Source organism: Vibrio sp. YYF0003, from assembly GCF_036350715.1.
Classification (GTDB): Bacteria; Pseudomonadota; Gammaproteobacteria; order Enterobacterales; family Vibrionaceae; genus Vibrio; species Vibrio natriegens.
This window is the reverse complement of record NZ_JAZDWA010000005.1, coordinates 207,822-229,329: the sequence shown is the minus strand read 5'-3', so window position 1 is coordinate 229,329 and position 21,508 is coordinate 207,822. Positions and strand designations below refer to the sequence as shown.

23 protein-coding genes are annotated in these 21,508 nt (G+C 45.0%); 6 read left to right on the top strand and 17 right to left on the bottom strand.

All coding sequences use genetic code 11. The annotated features are described in order from the left end of the window. Nucleotides 1-89: 89 nt before the first annotated feature. Both V1U08_RS15815 and V1U08_RS15810 read right to left on the bottom strand, forming a co-directional pair. Entirely contained in the window at nt 90-833 is a 744-nt protein-coding gene (locus V1U08_RS15815) for a YggN family protein (protein ID WP_065300081.1), read from the bottom strand. 61 nt (nt 834-894) lie between these two features. Next, nucleotides 895-1,374: a GreA/GreB family elongation factor gene (locus V1U08_RS15810; RefSeq protein WP_329350406.1), complete on the bottom strand. Its 480-nt coding sequence runs from the start codon at nt 1,372-1,374 to the stop codon at nt 895-897. Between the two features lie 76 nt (nt 1,375-1,450). On the opposite strand from V1U08_RS15810, the gene V1U08_RS15805 reads away from it, so the two are divergent. Further along, nucleotides 1,451-3,376: a RecQ family ATP-dependent DNA helicase gene (locus V1U08_RS15805; RefSeq protein ID WP_330470983.1), complete on the top strand. Its 1,926-nt coding sequence runs from the start codon at nt 1,451-1,453 to the stop codon at nt 3,374-3,376. 28 nt (nt 3,377-3,404) lie between these two features. On the opposite strand, the gene dinB is transcribed toward V1U08_RS15805, so the two are convergent. The 11 genes from dinB to bolA form a co-directional block, all read right to left on the bottom strand. Further along, nucleotides 3,405-4,469, bottom strand: coding sequence for a DNA polymerase IV (gene dinB, locus V1U08_RS15800; RefSeq protein WP_014232785.1), 1,065 nt, complete (start codon nt 4,467-4,469; stop codon nt 3,405-3,407). Between the two features lie 132 nt (nt 4,470-4,601). Beyond that, nucleotides 4,602-4,835 (bottom strand): DUF2789 domain-containing protein, encoded by a 234-nt coding sequence (locus V1U08_RS15795; RefSeq protein WP_014232786.1) that lies wholly within the window; start codon nt 4,833-4,835, stop codon nt 4,602-4,604. Between the two features lie 116 nt (nt 4,836-4,951). Continuing rightward, nucleotides 4,952-5,185: a (Na+)-NQR maturation NqrM gene (gene nqrM, locus V1U08_RS15790; RefSeq protein WP_014232787.1), complete on the bottom strand. Its 234-nt coding sequence runs from the start codon at nt 5,183-5,185 to the stop codon at nt 4,952-4,954. A gap of 22 nt (nt 5,186-5,207) precedes the next feature. After that, nucleotides 5,208-6,212 (bottom strand): FAD:protein FMN transferase, encoded by a 1,005-nt coding sequence (locus V1U08_RS15785; protein ID WP_014232788.1) that lies wholly within the window; start codon nt 6,210-6,212, stop codon nt 5,208-5,210. A 143-nt stretch (nt 6,213-6,355) separates the two neighbouring features. Next, nucleotides 6,356-7,579 (bottom strand): NADH:ubiquinone reductase (Na(+)-transporting) subunit F, encoded by a 1,224-nt coding sequence (gene nqrF, locus V1U08_RS15780; RefSeq protein ID WP_014232789.1) that lies wholly within the window; start codon nt 7,577-7,579, stop codon nt 6,356-6,358. Between the two features lie 33 nt (nt 7,580-7,612). Beyond that, on the bottom strand, nt 7,613-8,209 hold the full coding sequence (gene nqrE, locus V1U08_RS15775; RefSeq protein WP_014232790.1) for an NADH:ubiquinone reductase (Na(+)-transporting) subunit E: 597 nt from the start codon (nt 8,207-8,209) through the stop codon (nt 7,613-7,615). A 7-nt stretch (nt 8,210-8,216) separates the two neighbouring features. Next, a complete protein-coding gene (locus V1U08_RS15770; RefSeq protein ID WP_014232791.1) occupies nt 8,217-8,849 on the bottom strand; it encodes an NADH:ubiquinone reductase (Na(+)-transporting) subunit D in 633 nt (210 codons plus the stop codon). Beyond that, entirely contained in the window at nt 8,849-9,619 is a 771-nt protein-coding gene (locus tag V1U08_RS15765; protein WP_014232792.1) for a Na(+)-translocating NADH-quinone reductase subunit C, read from the bottom strand. Before V1U08_RS15765 ends, V1U08_RS15770 begins: the two co-directional genes overlap by 1 nt. Further along, nucleotides 9,609-10,853 (bottom strand): NADH:ubiquinone reductase (Na(+)-transporting) subunit B, encoded by a 1,245-nt coding sequence (locus V1U08_RS15760; protein WP_014232793.1) that lies wholly within the window; start codon nt 10,851-10,853, stop codon nt 9,609-9,611. The genes V1U08_RS15765 and V1U08_RS15760 overlap by 11 nt, the downstream gene beginning before the upstream one ends. 5 nt (nt 10,854-10,858) lie before the next feature. Beyond that, nucleotides 10,859-12,199, bottom strand: a complete 1,341-nt coding sequence (locus V1U08_RS15755) for a Na(+)-translocating NADH-quinone reductase subunit A (RefSeq protein ID WP_014232794.1) — start codon at nt 12,197-12,199, stop codon at nt 10,859-10,861. Nucleotides 12,200-12,670: 471 nt separating this feature from the next. Continuing rightward, a complete protein-coding gene (bolA, locus tag V1U08_RS15750; RefSeq protein ID WP_014232795.1) occupies nt 12,671-12,979 on the bottom strand; it encodes a transcriptional regulator BolA in 309 nt (102 codons plus the stop codon). A gap of 267 nt (nt 12,980-13,246) precedes the next feature. On the opposite strand from bolA, the gene V1U08_RS15745 reads away from it, so the two are divergent. The 4 genes from V1U08_RS15745 (at nt 13,247) to V1U08_RS15730 (ending at nt 16,979) form a co-directional block, all read left to right on the top strand. Next, nucleotides 13,247-14,401: a methyltransferase gene (locus V1U08_RS15745; protein WP_329350396.1), complete on the top strand. Its 1,155-nt coding sequence runs from the start codon at nt 13,247-13,249 to the stop codon at nt 14,399-14,401. Nucleotides 14,402-14,443: 42 nt separating this feature from the next. Then, entirely contained in the window at nt 14,444-15,013 is a 570-nt protein-coding gene (locus V1U08_RS15740) for a YajG family lipoprotein (RefSeq protein WP_014232797.1), read from the top strand. Continuing rightward, entirely contained in the window at nt 15,013-15,558 is a 546-nt protein-coding gene (locus tag V1U08_RS15735) for a peptidylprolyl isomerase (protein WP_014232798.1), read from the top strand. Before V1U08_RS15740 ends, V1U08_RS15735 begins: the two co-directional genes overlap by 1 nt. A 68-nt stretch (nt 15,559-15,626) precedes the next feature. Then, nucleotides 15,627-16,979, top strand: coding sequence for an AmpG family muropeptide MFS transporter (locus V1U08_RS15730; RefSeq protein WP_014232799.1), 1,353 nt, complete (start codon nt 15,627-15,629; stop codon nt 16,977-16,979). Between the two features lie 73 nt (nt 16,980-17,052). On the opposite strand, the gene V1U08_RS15725 is transcribed toward V1U08_RS15730, so the two are convergent. The 4 genes from V1U08_RS15725 to V1U08_RS15710 are packed head-to-tail and all read right to left on the bottom strand — an operon-like array spanning nt 17,053 to nt 20,288. After that, complete coding sequence (locus V1U08_RS15725; RefSeq protein ID WP_020334298.1) at nt 17,053-17,712, bottom strand: ChrR family anti-sigma-E factor; 660 nt, start codon at nt 17,710-17,712, stop codon at nt 17,053-17,055. Further along, nucleotides 17,709-18,293 carry an RNA polymerase sigma factor gene (locus V1U08_RS15720; RefSeq protein ID WP_014232801.1) on the bottom strand — a complete coding sequence of 195 codons (585 nt, stop codon included), beginning with the start codon at nt 18,291-18,293 and terminating at the stop codon, nt 17,709-17,711. The genes V1U08_RS15725 and V1U08_RS15720 overlap by 4 nt, the downstream gene beginning before the upstream one ends. 43 nt (nt 18,294-18,336) lie before the next feature. Then, nucleotides 18,337-19,695: a DUF4397 domain-containing protein gene (locus V1U08_RS15715; RefSeq protein WP_330470982.1), complete on the bottom strand. Its 1,359-nt coding sequence runs from the start codon at nt 19,693-19,695 to the stop codon at nt 18,337-18,339. Next, on the bottom strand, nt 19,692-20,288 hold the full coding sequence (locus tag V1U08_RS15710) for an LON peptidase substrate-binding domain-containing protein (protein ID WP_020334301.1): 597 nt from the start codon (nt 20,286-20,288) through the stop codon (nt 19,692-19,694). The genes V1U08_RS15715 and V1U08_RS15710 overlap by 4 nt, the downstream gene beginning before the upstream one ends. Nucleotides 20,289-20,611: 323 nt before the next feature. Here V1U08_RS15710 and V1U08_RS15705 point away from each other — a divergent pair, with 323 nt between their 5' ends. Beyond that, nucleotides 20,612-21,430: a nucleoside-specific channel-forming Tsx family protein gene (locus V1U08_RS15705; protein WP_020334302.1), complete on the top strand. Its 819-nt coding sequence runs from the start codon at nt 20,612-20,614 to the stop codon at nt 21,428-21,430. The last annotated feature ends 78 nt before the right edge of the window (nt 21,431-21,508 follow it).

Genomic DNA, 21,508 nt, shown 5'->3' with positions numbered 1-21,508 from the left:
CTCAATAAAACGTCAGCTGCATGTGATGGTTTAAATACCCATATAGCAAGAGAGCGCACAATGGCGCTCTCTTTGGTTATGTTCAGAGGTTAAATCGTAAAGACTCGGTAATCTTTCAGCTCTGGGATTTTCTTCAGGACGTTATCCTCCTGAGCGGCCATATCATCGAGTGAGTCACACAACTCTTCCGCTTTCTGCTCTATACCTTGCGAGTGCTCATTGATACGTTGTTCAACTTTTGCACTCAACTCCGTCATACTTTCAGACAGCGCCGTCAGATTAAGTCCGTCTTCTTCTTGCATCTTTTTCGACAACGCTTCAAACGCACTTGCCAAAAACTCTTTGTTGAAGATTTCCTGAGCTTTAGCAAAATCGTCCGTCCAGCTTTGAGTCATCGATTCAAAACTTTCAGCAGGCAAAATAAAGTCACCATCTTTGTAGTAGCGCGATTCTACGTCTTCAAAAAATGTTTTGACCGATGCTTTTACATTATCAAAAGCGTCAGGTGCATCCAGACTCGCCGCGACATCATCGATGATGGCATTCGCCAGCTCTAAACCATCACTCGCCAATTGTTTAGCCTGAGGGATGTAAGCGTTCATTTTCTCTCGATAACCTTCAAGCGCGGCTTTCTGGTCGGAATCAAGTTCGACTTGCTCCCCTTTAATAAACAGGTTGTTATCTTCATCGACAACTGCACTATCACCAGTAGTCTGATGAATTTCCAAACTCTGTCCATCCAGGCGAACTTCATTATTGATGTCCACACGACACTGCGCTGTGTAGCCAGAAGCACTCACTACCAGCAATGAAAGTGTAAGCAGTTTCTTCATGTCTTTCTCTTTTATCCAACTTTACTACTGTTAAACATAACACTGGGTTATATATTTGATGTCAGAAAACCGTCACAACAGCATAACTAATTGTTTTATCGGCAATTTTAACATTGACATCATCGCCCTCTTCTTTCCCCATGAGTGCTCGACCTAGCGGGGACTTCGCCGTTAAGACAAAAACTTGTTTACCTTGCCACTCAACGGTTAACCCACCAGAGCAAGGGCCGATAAAAAAGCACTTTTCAGTCAAGTCATTGTCTTCCAGTAAGACGACAGCTCCGACACCAATCGGTGCATCTGTAAAGTCTTTAACCACTAGCGAACGGTACTGGCGCAATTCTTCTTCACTCTCCTGAACTCGCATTGCCTGACCATGAGCAAGATAGGAAGCCTCTAACGCCAAAGTGTCGTACTTGTGTTCTGGTACCGTTTCTTCATCCGTCGCGGCATCAATAGCTCTCTGAGTAGAAGCGTGTGCAACCTGAAGTTTTTCTTCCAGCTTTTGAATGATTATTTGGACTAACTCTGCTTTGTTCATACTTTTAAGACGCACTTTTAGCACAAAGATTATGGTATTGTGCCCTAGTTTATCATCAAAGGAAGGTTTACCTATTATGCAAAGTATTCCGTTGCAGCAAACACTTAAATCTGTGTTTGGTTTTGACTCATTACGCTCAGGCCAACAACCTGTCATTGAAGCCGTGATGAATGGTAACTCAGCAGCGGCAATCTTTCCGACAGGTTCCGGTAAATCACTCTGTTATCAGCTACCCGCAACTCAGCTGCCAAACCTTACTTTGGTGATCTCGCCCCTACTTGCCCTAATGAAAGACCAACTTAGTTTTTTACAAAGTAGAGGCATTGCGGCAGCATCCATCGATAGCAGCCAAAGTCGGGAAGAGTCCCAGCAAGTGATGGCGGGGGTGAAAAACGGCCAGATTAAAATTCTGATGATTTCAGTGGAGCGACTCAAGAATGAACGCTTCCGTGAGTTTATCCGTCAGATCCCCATTTCCTTAATGGTGGTAGATGAAGCACACTGTATTTCCGAATGGGGGCATAACTTTCGCCCTGATTACCTGAAATTGCCGCAATATCAGCGTGAGTTGAACATATCTCAATCCTTGCTGCTTACCGCTACAGCAACACCCGCCGTTATTGACGATATGCAGCAGAAATTCAATATCGCCAGTGAACATATTACCGTTACGGGCTTCTATCGTCCCAACTTAGATATTTCAGTGGTGCCATGCCATGAATCAGAAAAACAGACTCAGCTAAATACTATCGTGGCCACCCAGCCTACCTTGCCAACCATTGTGTATGTGACTCAACAGCAAACAGCTGAGCAGGTGGCAAAATCGCTAATTCACATCGGCATTAACGCCCATGCTTATCATGCTGGAATGAAGAGTGACGTCCGGGAAAAAATTCAGCAGCAGTTTATGGATAGCCAAATCGACTGTATTGTCGCAACGATTGCCTTTGGTATGGGCGTGGACAAATCGGATATCCGCCGTGTGATTCACTTCGACCTGCCGAAATCAATTGAGAACTACGCACAGGAAATTGGTCGAGCCGGACGTGATGGTCAACGCTCTGAATGTATTTTACTTGGCAACACATCTGGTCTGACGGTACTGGAGAACTTTGTCTATGGTGACACCCCTGAACGTACCTCCATCAGCTATGTATTAGAGCAAGCGCGTGAACACACTCCTCAGTGGGAAGTCGTGCCACTGCGCCTGTCTCGCGACAGCAATATACGCCAGTTACCGCTAAAAACACTCTTGGTGTATCTGGAGTTAGAAAAAGTTATCGAGGCCAAATACAGCTACTTTGCTGAATATCGCTTCAAGTTTCTCCAAGATCAGCAATTTATTCTTAATCAGTTTCAAGGGGAACGACGCCAGTTTGTAGAAGCCATTTTCACTTGCTCAACAAAAGCCAAAGTATGGTGTCAGGTAGATTTAGACGCACTCTGGATGCACTATCAATCAGAGCGAAGCCGTGTGGTCGCGGCACTGGATTACTTTCATCAAAACGGATGGATTGAACTGGAGAGCAAACAGTTAACCGATGTGTACGCGGTTCTTCCGATTCAACAAAGCTCAGAGACGCTGGAACAACATCTTTACGAGCTGTTTCAATCTAAAGAGCGCAAAGATATCGAGCGTATTCATACGATGTTGGGCTTATTTCAATCGTCAGAGTGCTTAAGCTATCAACTGGCACACTACTTTGCTGATCACAACGCGCCAACAGAGTGCGGTCATTGCTCTGTATGTCGTGGCCAAGTCGCGGAGTTTCCGGCTCAGTCAAATGAACCACCAGAACATGAACAGGTCGTATCCTGGGTGAAGGAGTTTGTACAATTGTCTCCGACCACCATCAGCAATGAGGCAGTTGCCCGGTTCCTATGTGGGATTAGCACACCGCTTATCAGCCAACTTAAAGCGACAAAAAAATCCGGATATGGCGCGATGGCCAATGTATCCTTCGATAAAGTCATCGAGCTGGTGAATGACGCCCGTGCTTAAAGGAAACAGTTGTTAATAAAAACCGCGCTTAGAAGAAGCTGAGCTGGCGAGCTTGCGTTTCCGGCTTGAGCATCACACTCAAGCCTAAAAGGCGGATTTCTCGTCCCTGCTGGCGCTTGAGAATATCTTTAAGCAGAGTTTTGAAGTCATTTAACTCAAGCTGTGGATGGATGTGCTCAATCGTCGTGAGCTGAAAATCGGCGAACTTCACTTTTATGCCTTGCTTGATGATCGACTTGTCAGGGCTAGCGCGCTCTAATCGTTTCTCAAGCTCGGGATAAAGTTTACTTTCTATTACCTGCCAACATTCGTCGTAAGTGGAGATATTCTGGCTAAACGTGCGCTCCACACCGACAGACTTTCTCTCTCGTTCAACGACCACTTCTCTGTCATCAATTCCCTGACTCCGTTTCCATAACGACGCACCTTGGCGGCCAAACTGACGCAGCAACTCTCGGTAATCACTGTTTTTAATGTCTTCACAAAGGTAGAAACCCGCTTGATGCAGTTTTTCCAAGCTGACTTTGCCCACACCCGGAATTTTCTCCAATGGTAATTTGTCCACGACTTGCTGAACTTTGTCTGGAGGAATCACGAACTGGCCGTTGGGTTTGTTCATATCTGACGCAACTTTGGCGAGAAACTTGATTGGTGCGACCCCTGCAGAAGCCGTCAAACTAAGCTCATTCCAGATATCTTTTCGAATGGCTTCAGCGATAAGTGTCGCGGAACCGTGACATGCTGTGGCATCAGTCACGTCTAAATAGGCTTCATCTAAAGATAGGGGTTCAATAATGGGGGTATAACGTTCAAAAATCGCTCTAATCTGCTGAGAAACCTGCTTGTAAACATGCATGCGTCCCGGCACAACAACCAGATTGGGACACAACTGTAACGCCCGAGCAGTCGGCATCGCACTGCGCACGCCATACTTACGTGCTTCATAGTTACAGGTGCTAATCACCCCACGCTGTTTCTCATGGCCACCGACAGCCAGTGCGACGTTTCGGTAATTTGGGTTATCTCTCATCTCTACGGCAGCATAAAAACAATCCATATCGACATGAATGATTTTTCTGATTCGCTCTGACATAACCCACATTACACTGTTTAAAAATACAGTATAGATAATTTCCTAGCCGAAGAAAATGAAAGTTTAACGGGCGAATTAACCGTCAAACTCACTATGCTTGGTAAGTCATTGACTGCTCAGTTATTGCGTTTGTTAGTCCCGCAACATAACGTCCAGTTGATCGACCAACTCTGCCCAATCCGCATCTTGCTCAATAGCCTGCTTCAAGAAAGCTGACTGTGAGCGTGTCCAAAAGCTCGCTTCATATATCGGCGCAGAATCACGTTTATGTCGATGGTTATTCACAAAGTCTTTAATTTCCCTTGGTGAACTACCTAAACCGAGCTGCTCAAACAATTCGGTCATTCCGTGTTGATGCATTTCCATATCTACCTCCTCAAACAGGATCACTAACCAAGAGTATATACCCTGTCAGGCAGACGATAAAAAATAACCCAGCATAAAGCTGGGTTATTAATGTCTGATAATTACTCTTTACAGAGTTACGCGATTCGGTCTTTTTCCCAAGCCGCCAGCTTCTCTGCGCGTGCAGCTTCACGAGCTTCGCGCTTTTTACGAGCGTCACAAGGCTCCGGACAGTTACATACTTTTTCAATGCCTACAGCACCGAGGCCGCCGCAGCTACCTTTTACAACTTTTTTCTGGATGATATAGCCGATCGACATTGCCGCAATCACAGCGACAAACACGGCAAATGTAATTAGAAATGTACTCATAAAGACATGCTCACTTATGTAATTATTGGCTTACGTATGGCTTGTAGGCATCAGATGCCAGCTCTTTAAAGCCATCTTCGGTCTTAACAATCATTAGCACCGGAATATTGTTTTCTTGTGCTACTTGCATCCCTTTTACTTCGCCCATCACCATCAGGCCAGTCGCTAGACCGTCTGCAGTCATCGACGATTTGTCCAGTACCGTTACTGATACCACTTTGTGGTTGATCGGTTTCCCTGTTTCTGGATTAATGATGTGCGAGTAACGAATGCCATCACGTTCAAAATAGTTACGGTAATCGCCAGAGGTTGCAATAGCCATCTCACCCGGCTCGATGATCTCTTGGATAGCTCGCTCTTCAACAGACGGCTTCTCAATCGCTATACGCCAAGATACACCTTCACGGTTAATACCTTTCACGCGCATCTCACCACCGACTTCCACCATGTAGTTCATGATGCCTTGAGATTGGATATAATCTGCCACAACGTCAACGCCCCACCCTTTCGCGATGGTAGACAAGTCTACGTATAGGTTTGGAATGTCTTTCTTCAGTGTGTTACCTGCAACTTCTAGGTGTTCGATACCTGTCATTGCGCGACGCGCCGCTAGTTCTTCATCACTTGGCACGACTTCAGGGCGAGCTTCCGGGCCAAAGCCCCATAAGTTAACCAGAGGCCCTACGGTCACATCCAGTGCACCCATCGTTAGTTTGTTCAATCGAATCGCTTCTTTTACAACGGTCGCGGTTTGAGGTGATACTTCAAATGCATCAGATTCGGTGTACTGGTTGAAACGACTTAGCTCTGAATCTTTACGGTAAGTCGACATTTGATCGTTCACTTCTTCGAGTAAACGGTCGACTTCTTTTTGTAGTTCAGCCGCAGCTGGAATACCTTCCGCAGCAATGTATTTAATGTTGTAAGTCGTCCCCATTGTAGGGCCAGTTAGATGTACTTGCTCTGCTGGCTGTTCACAACCTGCAAGAACTAAAAGAGAAGCAAAAGCAACAAGCCACTTTTTCACTTGTTTAACTCCTATGGAAAATTGAAATGGATATAGAGAATAAGTTGTGTCGATATAAACCGATTTTCTATATCAATTAATATTCAGAAAAAACAATGGCTGACCCGTAAGAGTCAGCCACAAATTTCAATTACTTAGATGGATTAACCACCGAAGTCATCTAGAAGGATGTTTTCATCTTCTACACCAAGATCTTTCAGCATGCCGATAACAGCCGCGTTCATCATCGGTGGACCACACATGTAATATTCACAATCTTCAGGAGCTTCGTGATCCTTCAGGTAGTTTTCGTACAGTACGTTGTGGATGAAACCAGTGTAACCATCCCAGTTATCTTCTGGCATTGGATCTGATAGAGCACAGTGCCATACGAAGTTGTCGTTTTCTGCTTGTAGGCCGTCGAAATCTTCTACGTAGAACATTTCACGCTTAGAACGTGCACCGTACCAGAAAGACATCTTACGAGTAGAGTTCAGACGCTTAAGTTGGTCAAAGATGTGCGAACGCATCGGAGCCATACCAGCACCACCACCAATGAATACCATTTCAGCATCAGTGTCTTTCGCGAAGAACTCACCAAATGGACCAGAAATCGTACACTTGTCACCTGCTTTAAGAGACCAAATGTATGAAGACATGATACCAGGTGGTACGTCAGGATTATTAGGCGGCGGCGTAGCGATACGCACGTTTAGCATAATAATGCCTTCTTCTTCTGGGTAGTTAGCCATTGAGTAAGCGCGGATTGTCTCTTCGTTTACTTTAGACTCGTAACGGAACAGGTTAAATTTGTCCCAATCTTCACGGTACTCATCTGGTACGTCGAAGTCAGCGTATTTCACGTGGTGAGCAGGCGCTTCAATCTGGATGTAACCACCAGCACGGAAAGGTACTGATTCGCCATCTGGAATTTGTAGCTTAAGCTCTTTGATGAATGTCGCTTTGTTATCGTTAGAGATAACTGTACATTCCCACTTCTTAACGCCGAAGATTTCTTCTGGAAGTTCGATGTCCATGTCTGTTTTCATTGCAACTTGACATGCTAGACGCTCACCTTCACGTGCTTCACCTTTAGTAATGTGGTCAAGCTCGGTAGGAAGGATATCACCACCACCAGATTTAATTTTTACGCGACACTGACCACATGAGCCACCGCCACCACAGGCAGAAGAAACGAAAACACCAGCGCCAGCAAGAGCGCCTAGTAGTTTACCGCCTGGTTGTGTAACGATCGCCAGATTAGGGTCGTCGTTCACAGAAATTGTAATGTCACCTGTTGGTACAAGCTTAGACTTAGCGAAAAGAATCACTAGTACTAGAGCAAGTACGATCAGAGTAAACATCACTACACCAAGAATAATGTCCATTGACTATTCCTTAATTGTTGCGGTTTACCCGACTTACAGTTGAACACCAGAGAAAGACATAAAGCCTAACGCCATTAGACCTACAGTGATGAACGTGATACCTAGACCACGTAGACCAGGAGGTACGTCAGAGTACTTCATCTTCTCACGGATACCTGCAAGAGCAACGATTGCTAGCATCCAGCCCACACCAGAACCGAAACCGTAAACAACAGATTCAGCAAAGTTGTAGTCACGTTGTACCATGAAAGATACACCACCGAAGATCGCACAGTTTACTGTGATCAACGGTAGGAAGATGCCTAGCGCGTTGTACAGAGGTGGGAAGAAACGGTCTAGAACCATTTCTAGGATCTGTACAAGTGCAGCGATTACACCGATAAAGGTGATGAAGTTTAGGAAGCTAAGATCGACACCTTCAACTAAAGCGTTTTCTCTCAATACTAGGTTGTAAACAAGGTTGTTTACTGGAACAGCGATAGTAAGTACTACTACAACCGCAACACCTAGACCAAAAGAGGTCTTAACTTTCTTAGATACCGCAAGAAACGTACACATACCTAAGAAGAAAGACAAAGCCATGTTTTCGATGAAAATCGATTTAACTAACAGACTAATGTAATGTTCCATGACGTCCTTACTCCTTCGCTTCTACTTGTTCTGGTTTCAGAATACGGATTGCCCAGATTAGGAAGCCGATTAGGAAGAATGCTGATGGCGCTAGAAGCATCAGGCCGTTTGGCTGATACCAACCACCGTTGCTCACTAGAGGTAGGATTTCCATACCAAATAGTTTGCCCGAGCCGAATAGCTCACGGAAGAAACCAACAGTGATAAGAACGAAACCGTAACCAAGACCGTTACCGATACCATCGATAAGAGATGGGATTGGCGCAGATTTCATTGCGAATGCTTCAGCACGACCCATTACGATACAGTTCGTGATGATAAGACCTACGAATACTGATAGCTGTTTAGAGATATCGTAAAGGTAAGCTTTAAGCACCTGGTCTACCACGATTACTAGCGATGCGATGATAGCCATCTGAACGATGATACGTACGCTGTTAGGAATGTGGTTACGGATTAGAGATACTGAGAAGTTAGACAAAGCAGTTACAAACGTTACTGCCAGCGTCATAACAAACGCAGTTTCTAGTTTAGTTGTTACTGCCAGAGCAGAACATACACCAAGAACCTGTAGCGCGATTGGGTTGTTGTCCAATACTGGCGCTAGAATGCTCTTTTTAACATTTTGTGCACTAGACATTAGTTCAGACCTCCGTCACGAACTTTTGCTAGGAATGGACCAAAGCCCATGTCACCTAACCAGAAGTCAAATGTGTGTTGAACACCGTTACTAGTTAGTGTCGCACCTGACAGGCCGTCAACACCGTGCTCAGAACCTGCTGGCGCACCACCTTTAACAACCTTGATAGCTGGTTTGTGGTTTTCGTCAAACAGTTTCTTGCCTACGAATTGCGCGCGCCAGCTTGGGTTCTCAACTTCACCACCAAGTCCAGGAGTTTCACCCTGCTCGTAGTAAGTGATACCAGATACTGTGTTGCCATCTGTTTCAACAGCAACAAATGCGTACATCATAGACCAAAGACCATTACCGTGAACCGGAATGATAACTTTAGATACTGCGTCGCCGTCTTTCACTAGGTATACAACACCTGTATTCGCACGACGAAGGATCTTCGCTTTGTCATCTTCAGCAGATAGCTTGATAGACTCAGCAGGATCTTTTGCAGCTTTACGCTGATCGTAAGTTGCAGCGTTACCTTCTACAAAGTCACCAGTATTAAAGTCAACCAGACGTGGTTCAATGTATTGTGCAAATAGCTCAGGTACTTTTTTACCTGAAGCATCAATGCCCGCAACTTCAACGATCTTAGATTGCTTATCTAGTACAGCGTTAGCTTTTTGCTTATCGCGTAGACCTACTGCTGCTGTTGATACGATGATTGAACAAACAAGGCTCAACCCGACAACAACACCCAGCGTCTTTTTAATGCTGTCGTTATTACTTGCCATAGCGTGCTTGTCTCCGCTTGATGTTCTTCTCAATAACTAAGTGGTCGAACAGAGGTGCAAACAGGTTCGCGAATAGAATCGCCAGCATCATACCTTCTGGGTACGCTGGGTTAACTACACGGATAAGAACACACATTACACCGATTAGAGCGCCGTACCACCATTTACCTTTGTTGGTAAATGAAGCAGATACAGGGTCTGTCGCCATAAAGAACATACCGAATGCAAAACCACCTAGAACTAGGTGCCAGTGCCATGGCATGTTGAACATAGGGTTAGTATCAGAACCGATAACGTTGAACAGCGTTGCTGTCGCGATCATACCGATCATTACACCCGCAATAATGCGCCATGAAGCGATTCGCATGTACACGATCATCGCTGCACCGATCATCAGAGCAAGAGTCGATACTTCACCAATTGAGCCAGGGATGTTACCGATGAAAGCATCCATCCAAGTGATAGGAGCACCAGAAACTGTGTTTACTAGAGCACCGTTACCACCTTGAGCCCATTGGCTAAGAGCAGTCGCACCAGAGAAACCGTCAGCAGCAGTCCACACTACGTCACCCGAGATTTGCGCAGGATAAGCGAAGAATAGGAATGCACGGCCTGCTAGTGCAGGGTTTAGGAAGTTACGACCTGTACCACCGAAGATCTCTTTCGCAACAACAACACCGAAGGTAATACCTAGTGCAGCTTGCCATAGAGGAAGTGTTGGCGGAACGATAAGTGCGAACAGGATAGAAGTTACAAAGAAACCTTCGTTAACTTCGTGCTTACGCACCATACAGAACAGAACTTCCCAGAAACCACCAACAATAAACACTGTTGCGTAGATTGGTAGGAAGTAAGTCGCACCTAGTAGCATCTTACTGCCAACCCCTGCATCAGCGGAGATGGTTCCACCGAACATTTCGGTTAGCCAGTAATGCCAGTTGCCTGCTACTACTGTCGCTAGTTGGTCACCAGCGTGCATGTGAGTCAGTGCTGCGATAGCTTGGCCACCCGCGTTGTACATACCCCAGAACATTGCTGGGAATACCGCGAACCAAACCATGATCATGATACGTTTTAGGTCAACGCTATCACGAACGTGTGAGCTTCTCTTTGTTACAAGACCCGGAGTATAAAACAGCGTTGCTGCTGCTTCATAAAGGGCAAACCACTTCTCATGTTTACCACCAGGCTCAAAGTGATGCTCGATGTCTTCAATAAATTTTTTAAGAGACATGAAAATTACCCTTCCTTCTCGATCTTATCTAGGCATTCACGAAGTAGCTGACCGTACTCGTACTTACCAGGACAAACAAAGGTACACAATGCTACGTCTTCTTCGTCTAGCTCCAGAGCGCCAAGTGCTGCTGCACTATCTGTATCGCCTGCACATAGATCACGAAGTAGCAGAGTAGGTTCCATATCTAGTGGCATTACGCGTTCGTAGTTGCCAATTGGAACCATTGAACGGTCACTACCATTAGTCGTGGTTGTCATGTTGAACAACTGACCTTTGAATAGGTGACCAAGGAATGAGCGAGTTACAGAGAACTTGTTCTTACCAGGCATTGCCCAGCCGAACAGCTCTTTTTCATAACCTTCACGTAGAACAGACACTTGTAGGTTGTAACGACCTAGGTAAGCGTGAGGACCAGTTGCATGAGTACCTGTTAGTACCGAACCAGAAATCACACGAACTTCACCTGGCATTAACTCGTTGTCTGTCACGTCGTCTAGGCTAGCACCTAGCGTCGTACGAACTAGACGAGGGTTATTCACTACTGGACCAGCCAGAGAGATAACACGGTCAGTGTAAAGTTCACCAGTTAGGAACAACTTACCGAACGCAATAACGTCTTGGTAGTTGATGCTCCACGCCACATTTTCAGCATTTACTGGGTATAGGAAATGCATGTGGGTGCCAGCAAGACCTGCTGGGTGAGGGCCATCGAAGACGTGTTCTTCAATGTTAGACTGTGAAGAGCGTGGCAAGCTAGTGCCAGATTTACATACGTAAACCTTGCCTTCTGTCAGGGCTGAAAGAATGTCTAGACCAGCAACGAATGCTTCTTGTTGCTCGTTAATTATCAACTCAGGATTAGCTGCTAGTGGATTAGTATCCATTGCAGTTACAAAAATCGCCTTAGTTGAAGACTCGATTGCTGGAACCTTGCTAAACGGACGAGTACGTAAAGCGGTCCATAGGCCAGATTCAACCAATTGAGTCTTGATCACTTCACGATCTAGACCAGAAAGTTGAGAGGCTTCGAACTTATCGAATGTCACCTGCTCTTCACCTGCCACTTCAATCACTACTGATTGAAGGACACGTTTAGCGCCACGGTTAACTTCGATCACTTTACCGGCTGCCGGTGCAGTGAATTTCACGCCTGGGTTCTTCTTATCTTCAAAAAGAACTTGCGCTTTTTTCACTTCATCACCAACGCGGACATGCATGGTTGGACGCATGCCAACGTACTCTTCGCCAAGCAAGGCGACTTTTTTGATGGTCTTACCATCATTAATCACCTGGGATGGAGTTCCTGCGATAGGAAGATCCAAGCCCTTCTTTATTGTAATCATACGCACTTGCACTACTTTTATCGGGAAAAAGATTCTTTTGATTGCGTAACTTTTAGACACGACATTAGTGTCCGGTTTCAGTGTTGTTTTAAACACTAAAATCGCAACATCCTATTAAAAATCTCGTTACAAGAAATACTCGAGATTTCTCAGGTGCAATATTCTAGCATTTTTTAGGAACTTGATGCCATGACCAATCATAAGAATAGAGCGGATATTTAGGTAGAATAAGGTCTAAAAGGTCAAAGAATACTCATAACTTTGACCAATCGCACAAATACAATATTCCACACATACCGTATGGTAAAGCAACATTCACCGGCTGAAACAATCTTTGATTTTCATTCATTTGTTGAAACACTGTTAACGTAATTTCTTTAACCGGGATAGCTCTATTCTTTGGTGTTACGCTTGGTAAAACGAAAAAAAAGATGGTTTCCACCATCTTTCAAAAATCTATTTTTAATGGCGTTAACGACCACCACCGACACACATTGGGCTATCAGGCGCGCCATTTTGCTCGCTCTTCCATTCCTCATCGGTGTAAGTATGAATCGCTAATGCGTGAATGTGATTATCCAACTCATCTGCGAGAATTTGATGAACCTGTCGGTGTCTGCCAATCAGTCTATGTCCAGCAAACGAGTCGCTGACAACGATGACTTTAAAGTGGCTTTCTGAACCTGGCGGTACATTATGCATATAGCTTTCATTGATCACTTTTAAGTAGCTAGGTTGCAGCTCACTATGCAGCTTTTTCTCTATGATTTCTTGGATCATATTCGTTCCTCATCGATTCGAATTTCATAAGTATATACCCAACTCACGGTAACTTGCAGTATCCAGCTCTCGCTGTTGAAGTATAAGTCTAAAAATTAAATCCTAACCTCAATCAACGCAATAGTTTAAAACTCAGAGTTGAGTCATGTCTGAGCCTTTGAATAACGTAAAAGCAAGTAAACTCAAAATTTAACAGCTTTTTGTATCTACACTTGCCATCATTTGCGACAATATTCCCTAGTTTATTGAATCAACCTACGTTTACTTATGAAAACCGAACTGAACCTTCACGGCAGAAGCCTAACGCTTCACCGCTTCCCTAAGCGCTCCAACGAAACACTGCAGGCTTGGGACGCTGGTGATGAATATTTGATTAATCATGTCGAAGAGCTGGCGCTAAACGACAATCAACATATTGTGGTAATCAATGACAGCTTTGGCGCTTTGGCTTGCTGGTTTTCTGAAAAACATCGTGTGACGTTTATGAGCGACTCTTTTATTTCTCATAAAGGTACTCAAGTAAACCTTGAAGCGAATCAATGTAAAGACGTGACATTTCTTAGCACGATGGATGACATTCCAGCAGATGCTGACTTGGTTTTGCTGCAACTTCCAAAAAGCAATCGTCACCTGACTTGGATACTCAGCCAGCTTAGAAATGCGCTCCCTGAGTCATGCCCGGTTATTGGCGTTAATAAGGTCAAAGAGATCCACACTTCGACGCTCAAACTCTTTGAAAAGCATTTAGGTGAAACGAAAACGTCCCTTGCCTGGAAGAAGCACCGACTGGTTTTCTCCCAAGCCAATGCTCAGCCGATTGTCGAAGTCGACCCGATTACGGCGTGGAGTGTGGATGGCGAGAATATTCAGCTCAAAAATCTGCCAAATGTATACTCAGGCGAAAGTTTAGACTTGGGTGCCCGATTTATGTTGCAGCATATTCCTCAAGATGCTTCCATCACTCATATTGTCGACCTTGGATGTGGCAACGGCGTACTCTCAGTGAAAGCGGGGCAGTTAAACCCAAATGCTCGCCTGACTTGTGTTGATGAAAGCTTTATGGCGCTGGAGTCGGCTAAGCAGAATTTACTGGATAACTTAGGCGAAGAGCGCGAAGTACAATGCATCGCGAACAACTGCTTAGATGGTTTTGATCACGATAGCTGCTCTCTTATCATGTGCAACCCACCCTTCCATCAGCAGCAAGCCATCACCGACCATATCGCATGGCAAATGTTCTGCGATTCAAAGCAGGTATTGAACAAAGGCGGTCGGTTACTTGTCATAGGAAATCGACACCTTGGCTACGACGCTAAACTCAAGCGTCTGTTTGGTGCCAACAATGTGAATCTTGTCGCGTCTAACAATAAGTTCGTGATTTTACAGGCAACAAAAAATCCTGCTAAATTAAACGCAAAATAAAAAAGCTCCTTACTGAGAAGAATGTTTACAAGGAATAATCAAATGAAAAAATTGGTAATCGCGGCTTCAGTTGCCTTGCTGGCTGCATGTTCAGCCCCACAACAGGTACAACTGAACCTGATGCCTGAAAGCACACTTAGCACCAATCCTATTGTACAAGGCAAAACATACAGCTTAATCAGTAAAGATGTACGTGCCGCTCAATACGTTGCGTTGGTGGATAATGGACGTTCTAACATTCTTCCTCTCCACGCGAAGCAGAATTTACGTATTGCTCTTGAGCAAGCGTTGGAGAAGCAGTTCTCATCCCAAGGATTCCACTCAGACCTTAACAGTAATAATGTGATTGAACTTAAAGTTCAGGAAGCGCTCGTGAACGTAAAGCATTCGGTCATGGAAAAAGAGATGAGTGCTAAGGTTGTATTAGAAATCACAGCAGAAAACCCACAAGGCCGATTAGTCAAAACGTATACGGGTAGTGCAAATCGCTCCGGTACGTTCAGCGCTTCAGACTCAGATATCGAACAGACATTAAACGATGTGGTTGATCTAACTCTGAAAGAAATCGCCAACGACCCAGAACTTCGTCAGTACATGCAGGAGCGATTCTAATGATACGCAAAGCAATTCTTTCTCTGGCGCTACTCAGCTGTAGCGTTTGGGCCGGACCTAAGGTCTCGTTTGAAACAACACTGGGCTCATTTACCGTTGAGTTAAATGAAGAGAAAGCACCAATAACGGTGGCGAACTTCCTTAAATATGTTGAGGATGGCAGCTACGAAGGCACGATTTTCCACCGTGTAATACCGGGTTTTATGGCGCAAGGTGGCGGTTTCAACCAAGAGATGCAAATGGTTGATACGTACGAGCCTATCAAAAATGAAGGTAATAACGGCTTAAATAACGACCAGGCGACTATCGCGATGGCTCGCACCAACGCGCCGGACTCGGCTACTCGCCAATTTTACATTAATTTGGTGGATAACGATTTTCTTAACTACGGCGCTCGACCACCGGGTTATGCAGTCTTTGGTCAGGTAACTGAAGGCTTTGACGTCATCCAAAACATGGCAAAACAGCCAACATCTTCATCTGGCCGAATGCGTGACGTACCAGAAACTCAAATCGTCATCACGAAAGCAACATTACTCAAATAGCCATCATAAACCCTTTGAATATTCGAAGGGTTTTCTCTTTCAACGGCGTCATTTTATTGGATTAATCTATGTCTTCATTACCTTCCATCACTTGGTTGGAAACGGTAAAAAGTTACCTCGATAAACGTTTGTTATGGGTCTTTATGCTGGGATGCTCAAGCGGCTTCCCATGGGTATTGATCGGCTCTAACATGTCTGGCTGGCTTAAAGATGCAGGCTTAACGCTTTCTGCGATTGGTTATTTTGGTAGCGTCTTTGCCGTGTATGCGATTAACTTCCTCTGGGCTCCACTGGTAGACCGGCTAAAACTCCCACTGTTGCACCGTCTTCTTGGGCAGCGACGCAGTTGGATTTTCTTTTGTCAAAGCATCGTGCTTGTCGCCACCATTCTAATTGCAGATGTAAACCCGGCACAAAACCTGGCTTTTGCATCAGTTTTAGCCCTGTGTATTGCGACGGCATCGGCAACACAAGATATCGCCATCGACGCTTTTCGTATTGATACCTTCCCAAAATCTGAAGCCTCTAAACTGCCACAGGCGTCAGCAATGGCGGTCATCGGATGGTGGACTGGCTACTCCCTGCCTGGCTATTTAGCGTTTATTAATGCTGATAGCATCGGCTGGAATGGCGTTTATTACGGAATGGCATTTATCGTTGTTGTTTTAATGGTGTTTACACTCTTAGTCGGAGAACCTAAAACTCAACGTGAGCAGTTACAGTCTGAAGCAGAACAACGTCACAAAGAAGTAGTTGGTTCTAGAATCGTTGCGTGGTTTACAGTAACCGTCGTTGAGCCTTTCCTGGATTTCTTCAACCGAAATGGGGTGCGCGTTGCGATAACTTTATTGCTCTTCGTCTTCTTGTTCAAAATTGGCGAAGCCTTCTTAGGCCGGATGTCGATTGCATTCTATAAAGATATCGGCTTTAGTAACGAACAAATTGGCTACTACTCCAAGCTAATCGGCTGGGGCGCGACAATATTCTTTACCTTAGTAGGCAGTATGTTCAATGTGAGGTTTGGCCTGGTTCGCGGCCTGATGATCGGTGGCATTGCCATGTCGGCAAGTAATCTGATGTTTGCTTGGATTGCTTCTGTCGGCCCTAATGAACACCTGTACTTAGCCACTATCATTGTCGATAACTTTACTACAGCATTCTCAACCGTGGCGTTTGTCTCTTTCTTAACGTTATTAACCGGACAAGCGTTTTCAGCAACACAATACGCATTGCTGGCGTCTTTAGGCAACTTTGGACGAACCACTCTGGCCTCATTCAGTGGTGAGCTAGTAGATTACCTTAATGACTGGAGTACCTTCTTCATTCTTACAGCGGTTATGGTGATACCAAGTTTGATCATGCTGTATTCACTACGCCACTACTTTGATGACCTGCTAGAAAAAGCACGCCATAAACACTAAATCACTGGAAACAAAAGAACCACCGCAAAACGGTGGTTCTTTTAAAAACAGCATTGTGGGAAGCTGCTGACGTTTAAGGGTAAAGCCCCTTACCGAACATATTGAAGATTCTTGCCACACCCTGAGTAAATATCATTGGCTCAGTTAAGACAGTAAGACACAAACAATCTTCCCCGGCTTTCGTATACGGGCTGTGCTTAACAGACGCATCACGAATCATCAGGTCGCCCTCTTCGTACTCACCATCCTCATCGCTAAATCCGCCATGTAAGACCAAGGTTGACTCTATTCCTTTGTGCGTATGTTGAGGAATCTGCACATCTTCACTGATATACATGAGGTTTACTCTGGCATCTTCGCCCAAATCAATTTGAGCACTATATACTTTGCCGCCATAACTTCTCCAAGAGCCGACCAAATCAGAGAAACGGCTCAGAGTTTTGGGTAACTCAAAGCTTTTGCCTGCCACGGACACTTTTGCTGAGTCTCTAATAATGACACTGTCTCGCATGGGAGGGGCCGTAACAATGGCATTAAACATGTCATCAAATTCAGGCACGTAAACACAAGGAACGTTACTGACGACATTCGCTTGCTCTGCTTCTACCCGATTGACGTAGTCTCGGCACTTGGAGCATGTTTCTAAGTGCGTCGCGACCACAAGACCAGAAACCGCATCAATGCTGCCCAAAGCATAAGCTTCTAGCAATTTGTTATCTGGATGATTGTTCATAGTTGCTCCGTATGCATTGAATGTCTTAATTTCTCTACCGCAAGTCTTAGACGAGATTTAACGGTGCCAAGTGGGATATCAAACAGTTCTGCCACTTGCTGATGCGGCAACTCTTCAAGATATACCGCTTGCAAAACGTCTCTTTGATTTTTCGGCAATGTATCTAAAAATTTCACTACCTGCTCTTTCAGCATGTCTTGCTCGGGAGAGTAGTGATCGACGAGATCTGGTGGATAATATTCTGAAGGCCAGATGTCATCCGCATGAATGTGTAGCTCTTTGCCCTTTTGCTTTCGTAATAAGTCAAAGCACAAGTTGCGGATGATGGTGTATATCCAAGTAGATAACGCACTCTTCTTTCCATCGTACAAGTGAGCTTTGTGCCAAACCGTGGCCATGGTTTCTTGTACCATTTCCATTGCGACTTGCTCATTCCCTACGTGCTTATAAGCGAACTGTTTTAATTTGGGGGCATAAAATTGGAATACAAAAGCAAAGGCGTCTTGATCTCGTGCTTTGACTTTGTCCATATACGCGTTCCATTCATGCCGTCCCAGTTTTTGTCGGCTATCACTCATCATATCGGCCTTATCGTAGGGAGGAGTCTCGCCCTCCCACTCCGTCCTAGTCTGTGATGTCATTAACTAACAGGTTGAAACCACCACTATTGCCATCGTCTATCGCTACGACTTGATAGACCACACCGTTCATCAAATCCACAGGAGCAGAATCTATTGCAACAGTATTAGGCTCGCCTGCTGCAGTGACAGTGACAAAGTAGGTTCCTTCCTCAACGTAAAGTCCTTTCAGACTCTTTTTGTACGTAAAATCAGAAACGGTTGGATCACTACCGTCTATACCAGCGCTGGTAGTGAGGTAAATATCCACGTTCTCAGCAACCGGATTTGCCGCTGCATGAGTGATATTCAATGTCGCACTGGTGGCCACTGCTCTTCTCATGTCCTCTACAATTAAAGGTTCCACAGCGACCGAAGGGCTCACAACGCCAACAGCGTAGATACTGTAATCCATCCCTGCTTCCACAGATAAATCGTCAATACTGAAAATAGGGTCTGTGGTGGTACCATCAACGAAAACATCGATGTCATAAGACTGAGGATCAAGATCCAAATAGCCGCGAATTTCTTTGAAGGCTAAATCAGCAAGTGGAGCGAATGGAGCATCATTTACATTCACGTCTACAGCTGGTGCACCATCCACGACATGCCCAACCCGAACTTCAGCTTGGCTGCCCATATCCTGAATTATAGAAGATCCCGAACCATCTAAAACCAACAACTTAACGGGAGAAGAGCTGCTGGAGTCGCCGGTTTTAATGGCAGCGATAGTTAAGTTAGCATTTCCCGCCAATGAAAGCGTTCCAGAATCAAACACGACATCATCCCCAACCGCCAATCTCACTTGATAATCACCAGCCTGGATATTAAGCGTGTCTGTCGCCGCTTTATAAGCAAGATTAGTTAAAGGCATGACTGTCGATAAATCAGCCCCTGGATCTGTCACGTACACATCCACAGCTGGAACGCCTGAAGCAGCGTGCACAATTTGTACATCCAGAGAGCTTTCATCCGCCATCGACTCCGCGTGGCGTGTCACAATTAGTGGCTCAACAGGATTTGGGTTACCGTCGGCATCACCGACCACAAACACGGTGTACTTGAGGTCTGAATCGAGATCGAGCAACGTTCTTGGCACTACTGTTGCCACCTCACTGCCTGGCAACTGCACATCGACCTGAACTGCGTTACTGCCCTCACGAACCATCATGTACCCTGATCCAACACCATAATCGACGCCAGTTAGCGTAGCTTTGTCGTTAATCCATACATTCGCCAGTGGTGCATCTGCTGATGCATGCACTGCCTGAACATTGGAGAACTCTATTGTATCGCTGTCTGAACCACACGCAGCCAATCCCAGAGATCCCATTAAAACCAGAACCGCTTTACCTGTTAGTTTCATAACCGTGCCTCTTTGTTTTTAGGGGCTTCAAGTGCTTGGTGTAGAAAATGCAAAGCTGGAAGACAATCCTCTGCTCCTGCCAACCTATCGAACAGGTGGCATTCCAACGGCAGTAGCTCAAGCCAACGCTGTGTGACCCAAGATGGGTCGTCATAAAAGCGGTGCTCATAAAGTGACCCAAGCTGAGGGAACTCCTCATAAACGTAAGCCAGCTGTTGACTTAAGTAATCAAAGCTGTACAGCCCTTTCGGAACAGCCCAGTTGTCCATCCACTCAACCTCGGCATGCCTTAAACCATCGGAGTCTGCTCTAACGCGCAGTACCTTAAAGCGTTTTTCACCAACCACTGTGATTCCAAGAAGCCCATCACTTAATGTTTCAAAATCAACAATCCGTACTAACGAACCTATCGAAGAAACGTTTCCAACTTCTTTCGGATCGCCGTCGTTACCTACCAGACAGACGCCAAAACCCATATTTTTCGAACTGCACTCTTTCACCATACGTATGTAACGAGGCTCAAAAATACGCAGATTCATTTTTCCTTCAGGGAGTACAACTGAAGTAAGTGGAAATAACATAACTTCGTTCATCAATAAGTCCTCTTTAGTTCATCGTCTAGTACGAAACTCTGTTCACTCCGATCACTAACGGTTTTTGTTGGTTAATCGACTGGCTTAAAAAGTCACGAAAATCGCCACGCAAACGATCTAAATCACATATTTATTGCAATAAAATGCAATAAATAAAAAGTTCCGTAAATAAAGATACCTTTGTGACATTGATCACTAAAAAGGTTTTATTTTGCACCTTTTATCACTTTCTTTTGGGATTATTATCGCTATTATTCCCGCCACTAGGAAAACGCAGCATAGATTGCTTATTCTGAAATATTACAAACATAGAGAGTCCCCTTATGCGTAAATCACTTTTAGCTCTTGGCCTTCTAGCGGCTACTTCGGCTCCAGTTATGGCAGCTGATTACTCTGACGGCGATATCCACAAAAACGATTACAAGTGGATGCAGTTCAACCTGATGGGTGCATTTAACGAGAAAGGTTATGCTGAATCTTCTCACGATTACCTAGAGATGGAATTCGGTGGTCGCTCTGGTATTTTCGATCTTTACGGTTACGTTGACGTATTCAACCTAGCTTCTGATCCAGGCAGCGACAAAGCTGGCGGCGAGAAAATCTTCATGAAGTTCGCTCCACGTATGTCTCTGGATGCACTAACTGGTAAAGATCTTTCTTTCGGTCCTGTTCAAGAGCTTTACGTTGCATCTCTAATCGAGTGGGGCGGTAACTCTGACGTTAACTCTCAAAAAATCGGTCTAGGTTCTGACGTAATGGTTCCATGGTTTGGCAAAGTAGGCCTAAACCTATACGGTACTTACGCTGGTAATGAGAAAGACTGGAACGGTTTCCAAGTTTCTACTAACTGGTTCAAACCATTCTTCTTCTTCGAGAACGGTTCATTCATCTCTTACCAAGGTTACATCGATTACCAATTTGGTATGGATGACGACGAAGGTAACAAGTTCAACACTACAGCGTCTAATGGCGGTGCAATGTTCAACGGTATCTACTGGCACTCAGACCGTTTTGCGGTTGGTTACGGTCTAAAACTATACAAAGACGTATACGGCTTCAAAGATGGCGAAGCTCTACCGTGGGGCCACAAACCAGAATCATCTGGTGCAGGTCACTACGTAGCGGTAACTTACAAGTTCTAATAGAACCAATAAGTTTCTTCAGAAATGGCGCCCATTGGCGCCATTTTTTATTTGCTTTCCTTTTTCCCCTCATTATCC

Bases quoted from the DNA above. Each gene is read 5' to 3' on its own strand.
- V1U08_RS15815 (WP_065300081.1), bottom strand. From the start codon at position 833: ATGAAGAAACTGCTTACACTTTCATTGCTGGTAGTGAGTGCTTCTGGC.
- V1U08_RS15810 (WP_329350406.1), bottom strand. From the start codon at position 1,374: ATGAACAAAGCAGAGTTAGTCCAAATAATCATTCAAAAGCTGGAAGAA.
- V1U08_RS15805 (WP_330470983.1), top strand. From the start codon at position 1,451: ATGCAAAGTATTCCGTTGCAGCAAACACTTAAATCTGTGTTTGGTTTT.
- dinB (WP_014232785.1), bottom strand. From the start codon at position 4,469: ATGTCAGAGCGAATCAGAAAAATCATTCATGTCGATATGGATTGTTTT.
- V1U08_RS15795 (WP_014232786.1), bottom strand. From the start codon at position 4,835: ATGGAAATGCATCAACACGGAATGACCGAATTGTTTGAGCAGCTCGGT.
- nqrM (WP_014232787.1), bottom strand. From the start codon at position 5,185: ATGAGTACATTTCTAATTACATTTGCCGTGTTTGTCGCTGTGATTGCG.
- nqrF (WP_014232789.1), bottom strand. From the start codon at position 7,579: ATGGACATTATTCTTGGTGTAGTGATGTTTACTCTGATCGTACTTGCT.
- nqrE (WP_014232790.1), bottom strand. From the start codon at position 8,209: ATGGAACATTACATTAGTCTGTTAGTTAAATCGATTTTCATCGAAAAC.
- V1U08_RS15770 (WP_014232791.1), bottom strand. From the start codon at position 8,849: ATGTCTAGTGCACAAAATGTTAAAAAGAGCATTCTAGCGCCAGTATTG.
- V1U08_RS15765 (WP_014232792.1), bottom strand. From the start codon at position 9,619: ATGGCAAGTAATAACGACAGCATTAAAAAGACGCTGGGTGTTGTTGTC.
- V1U08_RS15760 (WP_014232793.1), bottom strand. From the start codon at position 10,853: ATGTCTCTTAAAAAATTTATTGAAGACATCGAGCATCACTTTGAGCCT.
- V1U08_RS15755 (WP_014232794.1), bottom strand. From the start codon at position 12,199: ATGATTACAATAAAGAAGGGCTTGGATCTTCCTATCGCAGGAACTCCA.
- bolA (WP_014232795.1), bottom strand. From the start codon at position 12,979: ATGATCCAAGAAATCATAGAGAAAAAGCTGCATAGTGAGCTGCAACCT.
- V1U08_RS15745 (WP_329350396.1), top strand. From the start codon at position 13,247: ATGAAAACCGAACTGAACCTTCACGGCAGAAGCCTAACGCTTCACCGC.
- V1U08_RS15740 (WP_014232797.1), top strand. From the start codon at position 14,444: ATGAAAAAATTGGTAATCGCGGCTTCAGTTGCCTTGCTGGCTGCATGT.
- V1U08_RS15735 (WP_014232798.1), top strand. From the start codon at position 15,013: ATGATACGCAAAGCAATTCTTTCTCTGGCGCTACTCAGCTGTAGCGTT.
- V1U08_RS15730 (WP_014232799.1), top strand. From the start codon at position 15,627: ATGTCTTCATTACCTTCCATCACTTGGTTGGAAACGGTAAAAAGTTAC.
- V1U08_RS15725 (WP_020334298.1), bottom strand. From the start codon at position 17,712: ATGAACAATCATCCAGATAACAAATTGCTAGAAGCTTATGCTTTGGGC.
- V1U08_RS15720 (WP_014232801.1), bottom strand. From the start codon at position 18,293: ATGATGAGTGATAGCCGACAAAAACTGGGACGGCATGAATGGAACGCG.
- V1U08_RS15715 (WP_330470982.1), bottom strand. From the start codon at position 19,695: ATGAAACTAACAGGTAAAGCGGTTCTGGTTTTAATGGGATCTCTGGGA.
- V1U08_RS15710 (WP_020334301.1), bottom strand. From the start codon at position 20,288: ATGAACGAAGTTATGTTATTTCCACTTACTTCAGTTGTACTCCCTGAA.
- V1U08_RS15705 (WP_020334302.1), top strand. From the start codon at position 20,612: ATGCGTAAATCACTTTTAGCTCTTGGCCTTCTAGCGGCTACTTCGGCT.